This window comes from Blastococcus aggregatus (assembly GCF_900221005.1).
GTDB lineage: Bacteria > Actinomycetota > Actinomycetes > Mycobacteriales > Geodermatophilaceae > Blastococcus > Blastococcus aggregatus.
This window is the reverse complement of the sequence record NZ_OBQI01000001.1, coordinates 960,456-975,137: the sequence shown is the minus strand read 5'-3', so window position 1 is coordinate 975,137 and position 14,682 is coordinate 960,456. Positions and strand designations below refer to the sequence as shown.

At 70.4% G+C, this 14,682-nt stretch carries 14 protein-coding genes; 12 read left to right on the top strand and 2 right to left on the bottom strand.

Annotation, left to right across the window (positions count from 1 at the left end):
• Positions 1-27: 27 nt before the first annotated feature.
• Both CRP29_RS04895 and CRP29_RS22600 read left to right on the top strand, forming a co-directional pair.
• Positions 28-759: a hypothetical protein gene (locus tag CRP29_RS04895; RefSeq protein ID WP_141437055.1), complete on the top strand. Its 732-nt coding sequence runs from the start codon at positions 28-30 to the stop codon at positions 757-759.
• A 139-nt stretch (positions 760-898) separates the two neighbouring features.
• Entirely contained in the window at positions 899-1,054 is a 156-nt protein-coding gene (locus CRP29_RS22600) for a hypothetical protein (protein ID WP_176522820.1), read from the top strand.
• A 46-nt stretch (positions 1,055-1,100) separates the two neighbouring features.
• On the opposite strand, the gene CRP29_RS04890 is transcribed toward CRP29_RS22600, so the two are convergent.
• Complete coding sequence (locus tag CRP29_RS04890; RefSeq protein WP_097193852.1) at positions 1,101-1,943, bottom strand: SGNH/GDSL hydrolase family protein; 843 nt, start codon at positions 1,941-1,943, stop codon at positions 1,101-1,103.
• Positions 1,944-2,063: 120 nt separating this feature from the next.
• Between CRP29_RS04890 and CRP29_RS04885 the strand changes: the two genes are divergently transcribed.
• From CRP29_RS04885 to nrfD, 5 genes are all read left to right on the top strand, one after another.
• The gene (locus CRP29_RS04885) at positions 2,064-2,264 is read left to right on the top strand and encodes a hypothetical protein (RefSeq protein ID WP_097193851.1); all 201 of its coding nucleotides are present in this window, start codon (positions 2,064-2,066) and stop codon (positions 2,262-2,264) included.
• Between the two features lie 89 nt (positions 2,265-2,353).
• Positions 2,354-2,926 (top strand): dehydrogenase, encoded by a 573-nt coding sequence (locus CRP29_RS23875; protein ID WP_097194119.1) that lies wholly within the window; start codon positions 2,354-2,356, stop codon positions 2,924-2,926.
• Between the two features lie 12 nt (positions 2,927-2,938).
• Positions 2,939-5,656, top strand: a complete 2,718-nt coding sequence (fdh, locus tag CRP29_RS04875) for a formate dehydrogenase (protein ID WP_097193850.1) — start codon at positions 2,939-2,941, stop codon at positions 5,654-5,656.
• A gap of 106 nt (positions 5,657-5,762) precedes the next feature.
• Positions 5,763-6,836, top strand: a complete 1,074-nt coding sequence (locus tag CRP29_RS04870) for a 4Fe-4S dicluster domain-containing protein (RefSeq protein ID WP_097193849.1) — start codon at positions 5,763-5,765, stop codon at positions 6,834-6,836.
• Positions 6,833-7,909, top strand: a complete 1,077-nt coding sequence (gene nrfD / locus CRP29_RS04865; RefSeq protein WP_097193848.1) for an NrfD/PsrC family molybdoenzyme membrane anchor subunit — start codon at positions 6,833-6,835, stop codon at positions 7,907-7,909. Before CRP29_RS04870 ends, nrfD begins: the two co-directional genes overlap by 4 nt.
• Here nrfD and CRP29_RS04860 read toward each other — a convergent pair.
• Positions 7,899-8,531, bottom strand: coding sequence for an arsenate reductase/protein-tyrosine-phosphatase family protein (locus CRP29_RS04860; protein WP_097193847.1), 633 nt, complete (start codon positions 8,529-8,531; stop codon positions 7,899-7,901). The two genes, nrfD and CRP29_RS04860, sit on opposite strands and share 11 nt — an antisense overlap.
• A 224-nt stretch (positions 8,532-8,755) precedes the next feature.
• Between CRP29_RS04860 and CRP29_RS04855 the strand changes: the two genes are divergently transcribed.
• The 5 genes from CRP29_RS04855 to CRP29_RS23785 all read left to right on the top strand — a co-directional run bounded on the left by CRP29_RS04855 (position 8,756) and on the right by CRP29_RS23785 (position 14,681).
• Positions 8,756-10,243: a tyrosine-protein kinase domain-containing protein gene (locus CRP29_RS04855; RefSeq protein WP_097193846.1), complete on the top strand. Its 1,488-nt coding sequence runs from the start codon at positions 8,756-8,758 to the stop codon at positions 10,241-10,243.
• 118 nt (positions 10,244-10,361) lie between these two features.
• Positions 10,362-12,179: a polysaccharide biosynthesis protein gene (locus CRP29_RS04850; protein ID WP_245852442.1), complete on the top strand. Its 1,818-nt coding sequence runs from the start codon at positions 10,362-10,364 to the stop codon at positions 12,177-12,179.
• The gene (locus CRP29_RS04845; RefSeq protein WP_217991447.1) at positions 12,176-13,327 is read left to right on the top strand and encodes a DegT/DnrJ/EryC1/StrS family aminotransferase; all 1,152 of its coding nucleotides are present in this window, start codon (positions 12,176-12,178) and stop codon (positions 13,325-13,327) included. The genes CRP29_RS04850 and CRP29_RS04845 overlap by 4 nt, the downstream gene beginning before the upstream one ends.
• A complete protein-coding gene (locus CRP29_RS04840) occupies positions 13,324-13,962 on the top strand; it encodes a sugar transferase (RefSeq protein ID WP_097193845.1) in 639 nt (212 codons plus the stop codon). Before CRP29_RS04845 ends, CRP29_RS04840 begins: the two co-directional genes overlap by 4 nt.
• Positions 13,959-14,681: an acetyltransferase gene (locus CRP29_RS23785; protein ID WP_097193844.1), complete on the top strand. Its 723-nt coding sequence runs from the start codon at positions 13,959-13,961 to the stop codon at positions 14,679-14,681. Before CRP29_RS04840 ends, CRP29_RS23785 begins: the two co-directional genes overlap by 4 nt.
• Position 14,682: the final 1 nt, after the last annotated feature.

Below are 14,682 nucleotides of genomic sequence, written 5' to 3'. Positions count from 1 at the left end.
CGGCGCGCGATGACAGAGGGACGGAACATGAGACGACGCATGGGCATGGTGGGCGCGATGGCGCTCGGGCTGGGACTGCTGACCGGGGGGCCGGCGCACGCCGCCGACGCCGGGACGATCCACGTCCCGGAGGACTTCGTCCCGGCCCTGTCGGACACCCGGGCCACCGGCCATTACGAACTCGTGGGCACGGGTCTGCGCCTCTGGACGGAGAACGCGACCAGCACCGACAAGGTCGCCGAGTACGTCGCCACCAGCACGCCCCTGGCTGAGGTCGGGGAGCCGACCCTCGAGTACACCAACACCAGCGGCGGCGGGGTTCCCGGCTTCCAGTTGGTGATCGACTTCGACGGCGACGGCAGCAACGACGGCATCCTCGTCGGCGAGCCCGGCGTGTACGGCGCCGACTGGTGGCTGAACACCGCTGCCAAGACGTTCGTCAAGGACGGCGCACCCGTCACGGGCGGAGGCTCCGGGAGCGCGTGGCACGGCACGCTCGCGCAGTGGAGCACCGCCTTCTCAGAGGCCGACGTCACCGCCTTCGGCTTCTCCCTGGGCTCCGGCGTCAAGGGCGACGGCGTGCTGACCGCGATCACCTTCGCCGGCACCCGCTACACGTTCGCGGAGCACGTCGTCCTGGAGGGCAAGAACGACTGCAAGGGGGGCGGCTGGAAGACCAGCACGAAGCCCGAGTTCCGCAACCAGGGCGAGTGCGTGAGCTCGTTCGCGTCGGCGAGCAAGGGGTCGGGCAAGAAGTAGCCCGGCCGGCCGGTGAGGGGGTCGCACGACGGCCCCCTCACTTCCGCCCGTTCTCGTTCTGCAATTGTCCGCGACCCTCCGTAATCTGGAGTAGCCGAGGCGTCACCACGGACGCCGGGGGAACGGCTGGGGGATCGACGTGTCGTGGTGGATGTGGCTGCTCGCTGCCTGGCTGCCGTTGTCAGCGGCCGTGGGGCTCGTCGTGGGCCGGGCGATGCGGCGGGCCGATCAGCGGGAGGGCGAGGGGCGTGTCTTCGACGGGGACCGGTGGTTCGCCGACGAGGACGCCGCCTGACCGCAGGTGGGTGGCCGGGACCGGTCGGCCGACCTGACGGACGAGGTCAGCGCGTGCCGGTGGCCGTCGCCGGGGCCGCGGCGAGCAGGTCGCGGACCAGCGGCTCGATGAGGTCGGCGAGGTAGGCGTGCCCGGCGTCGGTCGGGCTGATCGCGTCGCGGCCGATGAGGCCGACGCCGTCGAAGAACCAGCGGCCGACCAGAGGGTCGATGAAGGGGACGTCCGCCGCGGCGGCGGCCTCGCGGACGGCGTCGCGCACGGGGGGCAGCTCCGAGGGGACGGCGGCGTCGGTCCACGCGGGCCCGATCACGAGCAGCCGGGTCTGCGGGGCGGCGGCGCGGATGATCTCGAAGGTGCGGGTGGCGGCGGCGGTGATCTGCGCCGGCGTCGCCTCGTAGTCGTTCCGGCTGCCGAAGACGACGGTGACGTCCGCGTCGGGTTCGGGCCGCAGCTCGGCGAGCGAGACGAAGGTGGCGTCCCCGAAGCTCGACGTGGCGACGTACCCCGCGTCGGTGAGCGCGTGCGGCTCCGTGCTCTCGGCGCCGAGCCGCTCGGTCACGATCGCCGGCCAGCCGGCCGGGCCGAGACCGCCCTGCTGGGTACCGGCGGTGAACCGGTCGCCGTAGAAGGCGAGCACCGGTGCGTCCGACGACTCCGCGGGCGCGCTGCTGCGCGGGGCGGTCGTGCCGGCCGGCGGGGTGGTGCGCTCCGTGGCGGCGGCGTTCGCCGGCGGCTCGAACTCCGGCGGCGTCCGGTTGCTCGCCACCCACGCGGCGATGCCGACGGCGATCGCCGTCAGCAGGAGGAGCACCGCGATGACGATGCCCTCGGTGCGGCTGGGGAGCGGGAGCCCGCTGAAGAATCCGGGCCGGTCCGGCTGCCTTGCCACGTGCGGCACGGTACCGCCCGGTTCGGGAACTCGTCGGACGGGGCGCGAGGCGGACGAAAGCCTCTTGTCGAGCGCGCGGAGCGGCGAGATCGTGCGCGCATCGGCACATGGAGGTGCGCGATGCCCTGGTGGATGTGGCTCGGGATCTCGCTGGCGTGGGTCCTGCTCGCGTTCGGCGCCGCCGTCTTCCTCGGTGCATCGGCGAAGGTCGTCCGCATGGAGGAAGAGCGGGCCTTCCCCTACCGGGACGACGAGGTCGTCGACTGGGCCGATGCGACGTCACCGGACGCGGCTGACCGTGGGGGCCGACCGGCAGGATGACCCCGTCCTCCTGCTGGATCGCCCTCGCCCCTGAACAGCCGTGCGCCGTCGTCGCGCCGAGCGCCGGATCCGGTGGCAGCATGGCCGGGGTGAAGACGTGGCTCGACAGCTGGCCGGTCTACCGGCAGCTCACCGGCGCGGATCCGTTCGGGCGCGGAAGCGCCGCGCGCAGCAAGGCGACCGACGCGACGGTGTCGCGCACGGCCACGGCCGACAAGGTCGTGAAGAGCGTCTGCCCGTACTGCGCCGTCGGCTGCGCGCAGAACGTGTACGTGAAGGACGAGAAGATCGTCCAGATCGAGGGCGACCCGAACTCGCCGATCAACCGCGGCCGGCTGTGCCCGAAGGGCAGCGCGAGCAAGCAGTTGGTCACCAGCCCGTCGCGGGTCACCACGGTCCGGTACCGCCGTCCGTACGGGACGGAGTGGGAGGACCTCGACCTCGACACGGCGATGGAGATGATCGCCGACCGCGTGCTGGCCGCCCGCGAGAAGGGCTGGCAGGTCGAGGACGGACCAGCGGACAACCGTCGCAGAGTCAATCGGACGATGGGGATAGCGAGCCTCGGAGGGGCGACCCTCGACAACGAGGAGAACTACCTCATGAAGAAGCTCTACAGCGCCCTGGGCGCGATCCAGATCGAGAACCAGGCCCGGATATAGCACTCCTCCACGGTGCCCGGTCTGGGTGCCTCGTTCGGCCGTGGTGGCGCGACCAACTTCCTGGAAGACCTGGCGAACTCCGACTGCATCGTCATCGAGGGTTCGAACATGGCCGAGTGCCACCCGGTGGGCTTCCAGTGGGTGGGTGAGGCCAAGGCACGCGGCGCCAAGGTCATCCACATCGACCCGCGCTTCACCCGCACCAGCGCGATCGCCGACCTGCACGTGCCGCTGCGCATCGGCACCGACATCGCGTTCCTCGGCGGGCTGATCAAGTACGTCCTGGACAACGAGCTGTACTTCAAGGACTACGTCGTCGCCTACACCAACGCCGCGGCGCTGGTGAACGACGAGTTCGTCGACACCGAGGACCTCGACGGCCTGTTCTCCGGCTTCGACGCCGAGAACAACATCTACGACGAGACCTCGTGGTCCTACGACCCGGGCGAGCAGGACGCCGCCACCGAGCAGCCGGCCGAGGCGGCCGAGCAGGAGCACGAGGAGGACGCCCCCGAGGTCAAGGCGTCCGACCGCGGCCAGGCGGCCGGCAGCGGTGGCCCGCCGATCCCGAGCAAGCCGCACCGGGACGAGACGCTGCAGCACCCGCGCTCGGTGTTCCAGATCCTCAAGCGGCACTTCGCCCGCTACACCCCGGAGATGGTGTCCGAGGTCTGCGGCATCGAGCCCGAGGTGTTCGAGCAGGTCGCCCAGTGGGTCACCTCGAACAGCAACCGCGACCGGACGACGGCGTGGGTGTACTCGGTCGGCTGGACGCAGCACAGCGTGGGCGCGCAGTACATCCGCACCTGCTCGATCCTGCAGACGCTGCTGGGCAACATCGGCCGGCCCGGCGGCGGGATCATGGCGCTGCGCGGGCACGCCAGCATCCAGGGCTCCACCGACGTCCCGACGCTGTTCAACCTGCTGCCCGGCTACCTGCCGATGCCGCACGCCGACCAGCACGGCACGCTGGACGAGTACGTCGCCGACGCGGCCGGCAAGGCCGGCTTCTGGGGCAACAAGCGCGCCTACATGACCAGCCTGCTCAAGGCCTGGTGGGGCGAGAACGCGACGGCGGAGAACGACTTCGCCTTCGACTACCTGCCCAAGATCAACGGCGACCACAGCTCGTACCAGACGATCGCCGACATGATCGCCGGCAAGGTGTCCGGCTACTTCCTGGTCGGCGAGAACCCCGGCGTCGGCCACCCGAACAGCCGGATGAACCGGTTCGGGCTGGCCAACCTCGACTGGCTCGTCGTCCGCGACCTCCAGATGATCGAGTCGGCGACCTTCTGGAAGGAGGGCCCGGAGCACGAGACCGGCGAGCTCTCGCCGGACACCGTCGGCACCGAGGTCTTCTTCATGCCCGCGGCGACGCACGTGGAGAAGGAGGGCACCTTCACCCAGACCCAGCGCGTGCTGCAGTGGCGGCACAAGGCGGTCGAGCCGCCGAACGACGCCCGCAGCGACCTGTGGTTCTTCTACCACCTGGGCCGGATCCTGCGGGACCGGCTGAAGGACTCTCCCGATCCGCGCGACCGGCCGCTGCTCGACCTCACCTGGGACTACCCGGTCGAGGGCGAGACCCAGGATCCCGACGCGGCGGCCGTCCTGCGCGAGATCAACGGGTTCGGGCCGGACGGGCAACTGCTGAACTCCTACCTGCAGATGAAGGACGACGGCTCGACCAGCGGTGGCTGCTGGATCTACTGCGGCGTCTACGCCGACGGGGTCAACCAGGCCGCCCGCCGCAAGCCGGCGAAGGAGCAGGGCGCCGTCGCCTCGGAGTGGGGCTGGGCGTGGCCGCTCAACCGCCGGATGCTCTACAACCGCGCCTCGGCCGACCCCGAGGGCAAGCCGTGGAGCGAGCGCAAGGCCTACGTCTGGTGGGACGAGGACGCCGGCGAGTGGACCGGCAAGGACGTGCCGGACTTCGAGAGGAACAAGCGCCCGGACTACGAGCCGCCCGAGGGCGCCAAGGCGCAGGACGCGCTCGCCGGGACGGACCCGTTCGTCATGCAGGGCGACGGCAAGGCGTGGCTGTACGCGCCGGCCGGGCTGGTCGACGGGCCGCTGCCCACGCACTACGAGCCGGCGGAGTCCGTCGTCGAGAACGCCTTCTACTCCCAGCAGGCCAACCCGACGATGGAGCACATCGAGGGGCCGTGGAACCGGGAGAACCCCGCGCAGAGCGAGGTCTTCCCGTTCCAGGTGACCACCTACCGGCTCACCGAGCACCACACCGCCGGGGCCATGAGCCGCACGCTGCCCTACCTCTCGGAGCTCCAGCCGGAGTTCTTCGTGGAGGTCAGCCCGGAGCTGGCGCGGCTGCGCGGCCTCTCCAACGGCGAGTACGCGACGCTGATCAGCGCCCGGACGGCGATCGAGGCGAAGGTGCTGGTCACCGAGCGGGTGCGGCCGATCAAGCTGCGCAACGGCACCGTCGTCCACCAGATCGGCATGCCCTACCACTGGTCCTACGCGGGCATCTCCACCGGCGACGCCGCCAACGACCTGCTGGGCATCGTGCTCGACTCGAACACCCACATCCAGGAGTCGAAGGTCAGCTCCTGCGACATCGTGCCCGGGCGCCGCCCCCGCGGGCCGGAGCTGCTCGAGTACGTGGAGTCCTACCGGCGCCGGGCCGGCGTGGACTCGGGCCGGGTCACCCGGAACGGCGGCGCGCCCCGGGTGGCGCCCATGGACGGCCAGCAGGAGGGTTCGTGATCCGAGCTGGGATCAGGTTCCCTGATCGTGGCGCGTCCTCCCTCACGGTGTGCGGTGAGGGTGGACGCGTTGCGGTGAGGGAGGACGATGTGAGGGAGGGAGCGGCATGACCTCGATCAGCTCCGTGAGCGCGGCGTTCACCGGCCGCGACCCCGGCAACCGGCTCTACGGCCCGGTGCCCGACGTCACCGAGCAGTCCGGGTACGAGCCCGAGCACCCGAAGCGGGTCGGCTTCTTCACCGACACCTCGGTGTGCATCGGCTGCAAGGCGTGCGAGGTGGCCTGCAAGGAGTGGAACACCCTCCCGATGGACGACTCGCACGGCGTGCGGGACGCCCTCGGCGACCTCTCCGGGATGTCCTACGACAACACCGGCCAGCTGGGCGCGAACTCCTGGCGGCACGTGGCGTTCATCGAGCAGAGCCGCGCCGTCGACCTGCCGATGCCGTCGTTCGGGCGGCCCGGCGACGACCGGCCGCACGCCCACGGGATGCCGGCACCGGACACCGGTGACCTGAACTCCACCGCGACGGCGCAGGCCAGCGTGCTCAACGCCGAGGCGCTGAGCGAGTTCGACCCGCAGACCGGCCAGAGCGGCGCGGACAAGCAGGTGCGCTGGCTGATGAGCTCCGACGTCTGCAAGCACTGCACGCACGCCGGCTGCCTCGACGTCTGCCCGACCGGGGCGCTGTTCCGGACCGAGTTCGGCACCGTCGTCGTGCAGCAGGACATCTGCAACGGCTGCGGCTACTGCGTGGCCTCCTGCCCCTACGGCGTCATCGACCAGCGCAAGGACGACGGCCGGGTCTTCAAGTGCACGATGTGCTACGACCGGCTGACCGACGGGCTGATGCCGGCGTGCGCCACCGCCTGCCCCACGCAGTCGATCCAGTTCGGCGACCTCGACGAGCTCCAGGCCCGTGCCGATGCGCGGCTGGCCACGCTCCAGGACCAGGGCGTGGAGACGGCGCGGCTGTACGGCCGGGACGAGAGCGACGGCGTCGGCGGGGTGGGCGCGTTCTTCCTGCTACTCGACGAGCCGGAGGTCTACGGCCTGCCGCCGGACCCGATCGTGACCACCCGCGACCTGCCGGCCATGTGGAAGGCGGCCGGCAAGGCGGCGCTGATGATGGTCGGGGTCGCGGTGACCGCGATCGTCGGCTCGCGGCGGCCTCGATGACCGGCGGGATCACCAGCCCGGGTGCCGGGTGGCGGCAGGCCGACCGGGGCCCGGCGACCCAGCAGACGACGCGGAAGCGCCGGAAGCGCGGCGGCGGGCGCGGTCGCGGCGAGGTCGCGATGGTCGACGACGTCGAGTTCACCTCGTACTACGGCCGGCAGATCGTCAAGACGCCGGTGTGGAAGAGCCCCGACGTCCCGCTCTACCTGTTCCTGGGCGGGGCGGCCGGGTCCTCGGCGATCCTCGGGGCGCTGGCCGACGTCACCGGCCGCCCGGCGCTGACCCGCACCGCGCGGCTCACCGCGGGCGGCGGCTCGATCCTGTCGGTGGTCTTCCTGATCCACGACCTCGGGCGGCCCGAGCGCTTCCTGCACATGCTGCGGGTGTTCAAGGTGACCTCGCCGCTGTCGGTCGGCACCTACATCCTGGCGCCGTTCAGCGCGGCGGCCGGGGCGACGGCGGCGGTGGAGCTGCTGGGCTGGTTCCCGAAGCTCAAGCGCTTCGGCGGCGCGGTGGCCGCGGTGTTCGGCGGGCCGCTGGCCACCTACACCGGCGTGCTGCTGGCCAACACCGCGGTGCCGTCGTGGCACGAGTTCCACACCAAGCTGCCGTTCGTCTTCGGTGGCTCGGCGATGGCGGCCGGCGGCGGCATCTGCATGGCCTTCACGCCGGTCGGTGAGGCGGAGCCCGCGCGCAAGATGGCGATCCTCGGCGCCGGCATCGAACTGGCCGCGCTGCGCGGCGTCGAGGGCAGCGACAGCATCCTGGCCGAGCCGTACCACGAGGGCCGGCCCGGCCAGTTCATGCGCGCGGCCCGGGCGTGCACCGCCGGTGGCCTCGGGCTGGCCGTGCTCGGCGGGCGCCGGCGCTGGGGTGCCGTTGCGTCAGGCGCGCTATTGGCGGCCGGCTCGCTGCTCACCCGCTTCGGCGTCTTCGAGGCCGGCATCGCCAGCACCAAGGACCCGAAGTACGTCGTCGTCCCGCAGCGGGAGCGGATGGCGGCCCGGGAGGCGCAGCGGACCTCCGGTGCGCCGGCTGGTGACCCGCACGAGGCGAGGTCGGTCAGCTCCTGAAGAGCGCTGCGGGCGGCGCCGGCAGCGGTGCGAGATCGAGCGCCGTCGCTCCAGGCGCATCACTCCAGCCGCAGAGCGCCTCGACCAGCGGCTCGACAGCTGCCTGGATGCGACGGGCGGTCGCCCGGTGGCCGGCAGCATCGAGACCGATCGGATCGGCGATGTCGTCTTCCTCGCGGGCGGTTCCGGTCCGGAGTGCCCGCTCCGCGTTCAAGGCGTCGACGAGGGAGGGCCGCGGGTGGCCGCCGGGGGGTCGGGGGGCCACCCGGCTCAGGAGTGCCGCCGCCTCGGCGAGGGTGAAAGTCCGGCGGAGGGCACCGGGAGCGAGGAGCAGGACGGCGTCCCGGTGCCTGCGCGTCATCGTGAGGACGAGGTCCGAGCTGCGGACGTCGTCGGCGGTGAGCTGCCGAGCGGAGAAGCCCTCGGACTCGCCGCCCAGCTCGACGAGCGCAGTTGCGGCGAGGGGGTGGACCGGAGCACCGACGACAGCGCGGGTGCCGGCGCTCGCGGTGCCGATGGCCGCCGCCGAGGCCCCGAGCGTCGCGTCGAGCAGGGCCCGTGCTGTGCGTTCGGCCACAGGCGACCGGCAGACGTTGCCGGTGCAGACGAAGAGCAACCGCATGACGTGATTGCAGCACGTAGTCAGTCGACCACCCTGAATGAGCGCCGTGCGGGCGGGTCGCTCGACCCGCGCAACCGTGCGCTTCCGATGTCCCCGTGCAGGGTGAAGCTGCCGAGTTCGACCCTTCAAAAAGACTGGTTCGTACAGGTACCGTTCCCCTGCCTCGAAACACGCTGTGACGTGCGAGGAGATGAGCAGGCTCGACACCGGGGGCGGGTCTGCATGTGCGAGCGGGGGCTCTGTTGGACCTGAAGGACGTACTGCAGGCGGTGCGTTCTGGCTGGTGGTTGCTCGTCACGGGGGTGCTGGTCGGCCTCGCTCTGGCCGGCACGCTGAGCTGGCTCGCCACCCCGCTCTACTCGTCCTCGACTCGGCTGGTCGTTGCTGTGGCCGGTGCTCCGGACACGTCCGCGGCCTACCAGGGCAACCTCTTCTCGCAGCAGCGGATCAACACGTACACCCCGCTGCTCACCGGCAAGTCACTCGCCGGCGAGGTGATCGACGAGCTGGACCTGGACCTTTCCCCGGCGCAGGTGGCCGGCAAGGTTTCTGCTCGGGTGCTGCCCGACTCAACCATGATCGAGGTCACGGTCACCGATACGTCGGCAGCGCGCGCCCAGGCCATCGCTGCGGAGCTCGGCCGTCGGTTCAGCGACCGTGTGACCGAGCTCGAAGAGGACGTCACTGCGGTCCGGGTCACCACCGTGGAAGAGCCGGAGGTCAACGAGAACCCAGTGAGTCCGGGCGTGAATCGCAACCTCGCGTTGGGTGCCGTCCTGGGCCTCCTCGTCGGTCTCGGCCTCGCTCTGCTCCGCAGCCGGCTGGACAACACGGTGAAGACCGCCGACGACGTGCAGACCCTCAGCGGCGCCGGCGTGATCGGCACTGTCCTGGAGGACCCGAAGCTCGACGACCAGCACGTCGTCACCTCGCGCGACGGGCACTCCCTCTCGTCTGAGTCGTTCCGCGCCATCCGCACGAACCTGCAGTTCCTCAACGTGGACAACCCGCCCAAGGTCATCGTCGTCACCAGCTCCGTCCCGGGCGAGGGCAAGTCCACGCTGGCGGTCAACCTCGCGACGGCACTGGCGCAGTCCGGCAGCCGGGTCATCCTCGTGGAGGCGGACCTGCGCCGTCCGCGGGTCACTCGCTACATGGGGCTCGTCGGGGGAGCAGGCCTCTCCAACGTCCTGGCCGGCACCGCTGACCTGAGCGAGGTCGCGCAGCCCTGGGGCGACGGCAAGCTCTCGGTGCTGGCGGCCGGGCCCATGCCTCCCAATCCCAGCGAGCTGCTCGGCTCGGAGCACATGCGTTCCCTGCTGCAGGTGCTCCGCGACGAGCACGACTTCGTCATCGTCGACACCCCACCGCTGCTGCCGGTCACCGACGCCGCCGTACTGAGCGTGGCGGCCGACGGCTGCCTGATCACCACGCGTCACGGAGCAACGCGGCGCGATCAGCTCGCCGAAGCGGCGAACGTACTGGCGCGGATCGACGCCAAGTTGCTGGGGGTCGTGCTCAACCGCGTGCCGCAGTCGGCCGCCATCGCCCGCGGCTACGGCTACGGCTACGGCTACGCGGCGGATCCCGGCCGGGTGCCCGTCGCCGAGCCGAAGCGGGAGCGCGGGCGGCGGATCGGACGCCGCCGGCACGCTCCGCTCGACCCGGCAACCACGACGGAGCCTCCGGGCGCCGGGGGCATGTCGTCCTGAGTCGCCGGAAAGCGGCGGACACCACCGTCACCCGAGACCGGTTGGTCCGTTGTCCCTGCATCCCCGAATCCCCGCGCCGACGTGCTGTCGGCCGGCCCATGAACTGGAGGCCCGCACGGTGATCCCGCGTTCTGGAGCGTTCTTCAAGCTCGCGCGCCTCGCCATGGTGGTGGCCGACCTGTTCTCGCTGCAGGCCGGCTACATCCTGGTGGTCGCCGCTCGCTACGACGGTGACCTCGACCGTGTGCGCTTCGCCGGCCTGCTGGCCGTCACCGCGGCCGCGGCAGTCGCCTTCCTGCTGGCCTCGGTCGCGCTTCGGCTGCACCAGGGGCGCTACGCGGTCGGCGGGGCGGACGAGTTCAAGGCGCTCGCGGCGGCCGTGGCCGTCGGCGGACTCGTCGGGTTCGGGCTCGCCCTGGTGGCAGGGCTCCCTCGGCTCGTGCCGCTGTCGGTGCCCTTGATCGGGTCCGTCCTGGCCTTCGTGGTGATGACGACCTACCGGCTGGCGATCCGCAGCCAGCGCGAGGGCGCGGTTCGCCCGCGCCAGGGCCAGCCGACGCTGGTCTTCGGGGCGGGCAACGCCGGTGATCAGCTGATCCGCTCCATGCTGGCTGACCCGGCGAGCCCGTACGTCCCGGTCGGTCTGCTCGACGACGACCCCGTGAAGCGGCATGTGCGCATCCGGGGCGTCCGGATGCTCGGTGGACGCGATCAGATCCGCGCCGCCGCCATCGCCACTGATGCCGAGGTGCTGGTGCTCGCGCTTCCCTCGGCTGATTCGGCGCTGGTCCGCGACATCTCCCAGCGCGCCACGGACGCCGGGCTCACCGTCAAGGTGCTGCCGACGCTGTCCGACCTGCTGACCTCGCGCATCGGCATCCGCGACATCCGCGACATCGACATCGCCGACCTGCTCGGGCGCCACCAGATCCAGACCAACATCGGCGAGATCGCGGGCTACCTCAAGGGCAAGCGGGTGCTCGTCACCGGCGCCGGCGGCTCCATCGGTTCCGAACTGTGCCGGCAGATCCACGGCTTCGGGCCGGCCGAGCTGATGATGCTCGATCGCGACGAGTCGGCGCTGCACGCGGTCAGCCTGAGCATTCACGGCGAGGCGCAACTCCACCTGCCCGAGGTGATCCTGGCCGACATCCGCGATGGCGACGCGCTCCGCGAGCTCTTCTTCCGCCGGATGCCCGACGTCGTCTTCCATGCGGCTGCGCTCAAGCACGTCAACATGCTCGAGCAGTACCCGGGCGAGGGCTGGAAGACGAACGTCCTCGGCACCCGGAACGTGCTCGAGGCTGCGGTGTCGGTGGGGGTCAGCCACTTCATCAACGTCTCGACCGACAAGGCCGCCGACCCGGTCAACGTGCTGGGCCGCACCAAGCGCATGGCCGAGCGGCTCACCGCCACCTACGCCCAGCGGAGCGAGGGCCGGTTCCTGTCGGTGCGCTTCGGCAACGTGCTGGGCAGCCGGGGCTCGGTGCTGGAGACCTTCGCGGCGCAGATCGCGCGCGGCGGGCCGGTCACCGTCACCGATCCGGCTGTCACCCGCTTCTTCATGACCATCCCCGAGGCCGTCGAACTCGTCATCCAGGCCGGCGCCGTCGGGACCGGAGGCGAGGCGCTCGTCCTCGACATGGGCGAGCCGGTACGGATCGCCGACGTCGCGGCACAGCTCATCGCCATGGAGGGTCGTCCGATCCAGATCCGGTACACCGGGCTGCGGCCGGGGGAGAAGCTCCACGAGGAGCTGTTCGGTCGGGAGGAGCTCGACAGCCGTCCCGTGCACCCGCTGATCAGCCATGTGCCGGTCCCCTCGGTCGAGGGCGACCTGGAGGCCTGGCTGCAGCGCCCGTTCCCGCCGCTGGAGGATGTCCTCCAGGTGGACGCCATCGAGACCCGCCTGGTCCAGATCGCAGGACAGCAGTGACCACCACGCCGGCGCCCACCTCTCGGATCTTGCTGTCCTCCCCGGACGTGGGAAAGCGCGAAGAAGAGCTGGTCGTGGAAGCCGTCCGCTCAGGGTGGATCGCGCCCTTGGGGCCGATGGTCGACGCGTTCGAAGCGGCCATCGCGGAGCGTTGTGGCCGGCAGCATGCGGTCGCCCTCTCCTCCGGTACTGCCGCGCTGCACCTCGCCCTGTTGGAGGTCGGCGCCCGGCCCGGAACCATTGTCATCGTGCCGACCATGACCTTCGCGGCGACCGCGAACGCCGTTGCCTACACCGGTGCCGAGCCATTTTTCGTCGACTGCGAGGAGCAGACCGGCAACCTCGATCCGGACCTGCTGGAGCGTGCGCTCGCGCAGCTTCAGGCGGAGGGCGCCACCGTCGCCGCGGTCGTGCCCGTCGATCTGCTCGGCCGGTGCGCCGACTACAGCCGGCTGCTGCCGATCTGTGAACGCTTCGGCGTGCCGGTCGTCTCCGACGCGGCGGAGTCGCTGGGCGCCAGCCACGCCGGCCGGCCGGCCGGCTCCTTCGGCGTCATGGCGGCGCTCTCATTCAACGGCAACAAGATCATGACGACGAGCGGTGGCGGGATGCTGCTCACCGACGACGCAGCGACGGCGGCTCGAATCCGCTACCTGAGCACGCAGGCCCGCCAGCCCGCAGCGCACTACGAGCACACCGAGATCGGCTACAACTATCGGCTGAGCAACGTGCTGGCGGCTCTCGGAATCGCCCAGCTGGAACGGCTGGACGGGATGATCGCCCGACGTCGAGCCGTTCGTGAGCAGTACGTCGAAATCTTCGCCGGCGTCGACGGGGTGCGCGTGTTTCAGCGCGACGGCGACGCCGCGGACAACTGCTGGCTCACCGCCGTCGTGATCGACCCGGCCGAGGCCCGCTGGACAGCCAAGGACCTCCGTGCCGCTCTGGACGCGGCGGACATCGAGTCTCGGCCACTGTGGAAGCCGATGCACCTGCAGCCGGTGTTCGCGCAGTCGCGCTCTCTCACCGTCGGCGCCGCGGAGCGGTTGTTCACGTGCGGGGTCACGCTGCCGAGCGGCTCGGCACTCAAACCAGATGACATCCAGCGGGTGGCCGAGGGCCTCGTACGCTTTCTGGAGCGAGCATGATTGCCTGGCCTGGGCTCTATCCCCCGGTCAAGCGTCTCCTCGACATCGCGGCCTCCGGGACGGCGCTGGTCATCACGGCGCCCGTGATGGGTGTGGTCGCCCTAACCGTGCGTAGCCGGCTCGGTTCGCCCGTGTTGTTCCAGCAGTTGCGCCCCGGCAGGGACGGCGAACTGTTCGAGCTGAGGAAGTTTCGGACGATGCGCGCTGGGGCGGGAACCGACGCGGAGCGCATGACCGACCTCGGTCGCTTCCTCCGCAGCACGAGTCTGGATGAGCTCCCGAGCCTTTGGAACGTACTCCGAGGCGACATGAGTCTGGTGGGACCGAGGCCACTCCTGCCCGCGTACATGGATCGCTACACCGCTAGCCAGGCACGCCGGCATCACGTGCGGCCCGGCCTCACGGGCCTTGCGCAGGTGCGCGGACGTAACGCTCTGTCCTGGGAGGAGAAGTTCGCCTCGGATGTCGAGTACGTCGAGACTATGAGTCTCGCCACCGACGTGAAGGTCCTCTTCGCCACGATCCTCGCGGTTGTGTCGAGGCGAGGAATCTCCGCTAATGATTCCGAGACAATGCCCGAATTCCTGGGAACTGCCGACAGCGTAGCTGCAACCTCCCCGGAGCGACGATCATGAGCACCGTTCCACTGGTCATTCTGGGCGCTGGTGGTTTCGGTCGCGAAGTTCACGACGTCGTGGAGGCGATCAACAGCGCAGCGGTGGAGAAGGGGGGAGTTCCGAAATTTGACGTTATCGGATTCCTCGATGACTCTCCGAGGGACGAGTATCTCGTCGCCGAGAGAGGTCTGACCGTGCTTGGGCCGCTTGACCGGTTGGACGCACTGCCGGACGAGGTCGAGTACGTGATCGGAATCGGAAACGGTGAGGTGCGGAGGCGGCTTGATCAGAGGGGTTTTCGATTCGGGCGGCGCTCCCCCGTCCTGGTACATCCGCGGGCGGTCGTGGGGCAGCATCGGGTGACGTTCGGCCCTGGCGTGATTGTGTGCGCGGGTGCAGTCATCACAACGAACGTTCGCTTGGGACGACACGTTCATCTCAATTTGAATGTAACCGTCGGGCACGACTCGGTCCTTGATGACTACGCAACTGTGAATCCAAATGCATCAGTCTCCGGCGGATCCCAGCTTGGCTCGGGCGCGCTTGTTGGTACGGGTGCGGTAGTACTTCAGGGGCTGAAGGTTGGCCTAGATAGCTCGGTTGGCGCGGCGGCCTGTGTTGTGCGTGACGTGCCGGATGGCTTGACGGTTGTGGGGGTTCCCGCCCGAGCAATAGAGCCGAGGCGGGCGCCGTGGCGACATGGGTCGGATGCGTCGGAGCCGGGCGGTAAGAGGTAAG

What these genes read in the sequence shown, in the direction of transcription:
- CRP29_RS04895 (WP_141437055.1), top strand. Translation starts at nt 28, where the DNA reads ATGAGACGACGCATGGGCATGGTGGGCGCGATGGCGCTCGGGCTGGGA.
- CRP29_RS04885 (WP_097193851.1), top strand. Translation starts at nt 2,064, where the DNA reads ATGCCCTGGTGGATGTGGCTCGGGATCTCGCTGGCGTGGGTCCTGCTC.
- CRP29_RS04870 (WP_097193849.1), top strand. Translation starts at nt 5,763, where the DNA reads ATGACCTCGATCAGCTCCGTGAGCGCGGCGTTCACCGGCCGCGACCCC.
- nrfD (WP_097193848.1), top strand. Translation starts at nt 6,833, where the DNA reads ATGACCGGCGGGATCACCAGCCCGGGTGCCGGGTGGCGGCAGGCCGAC.
- CRP29_RS04860 (WP_097193847.1), bottom strand. Translation starts at nt 8,531, where the DNA reads ATGCGGTTGCTCTTCGTCTGCACCGGCAACGTCTGCCGGTCGCCTGTG.
- CRP29_RS04840 (WP_097193845.1), top strand. Translation starts at nt 13,324, where the DNA reads ATGATTGCCTGGCCTGGGCTCTATCCCCCGGTCAAGCGTCTCCTCGAC.
- CRP29_RS23785 (WP_097193844.1), top strand. Translation starts at nt 13,959, where the DNA reads ATGAGCACCGTTCCACTGGTCATTCTGGGCGCTGGTGGTTTCGGTCGC.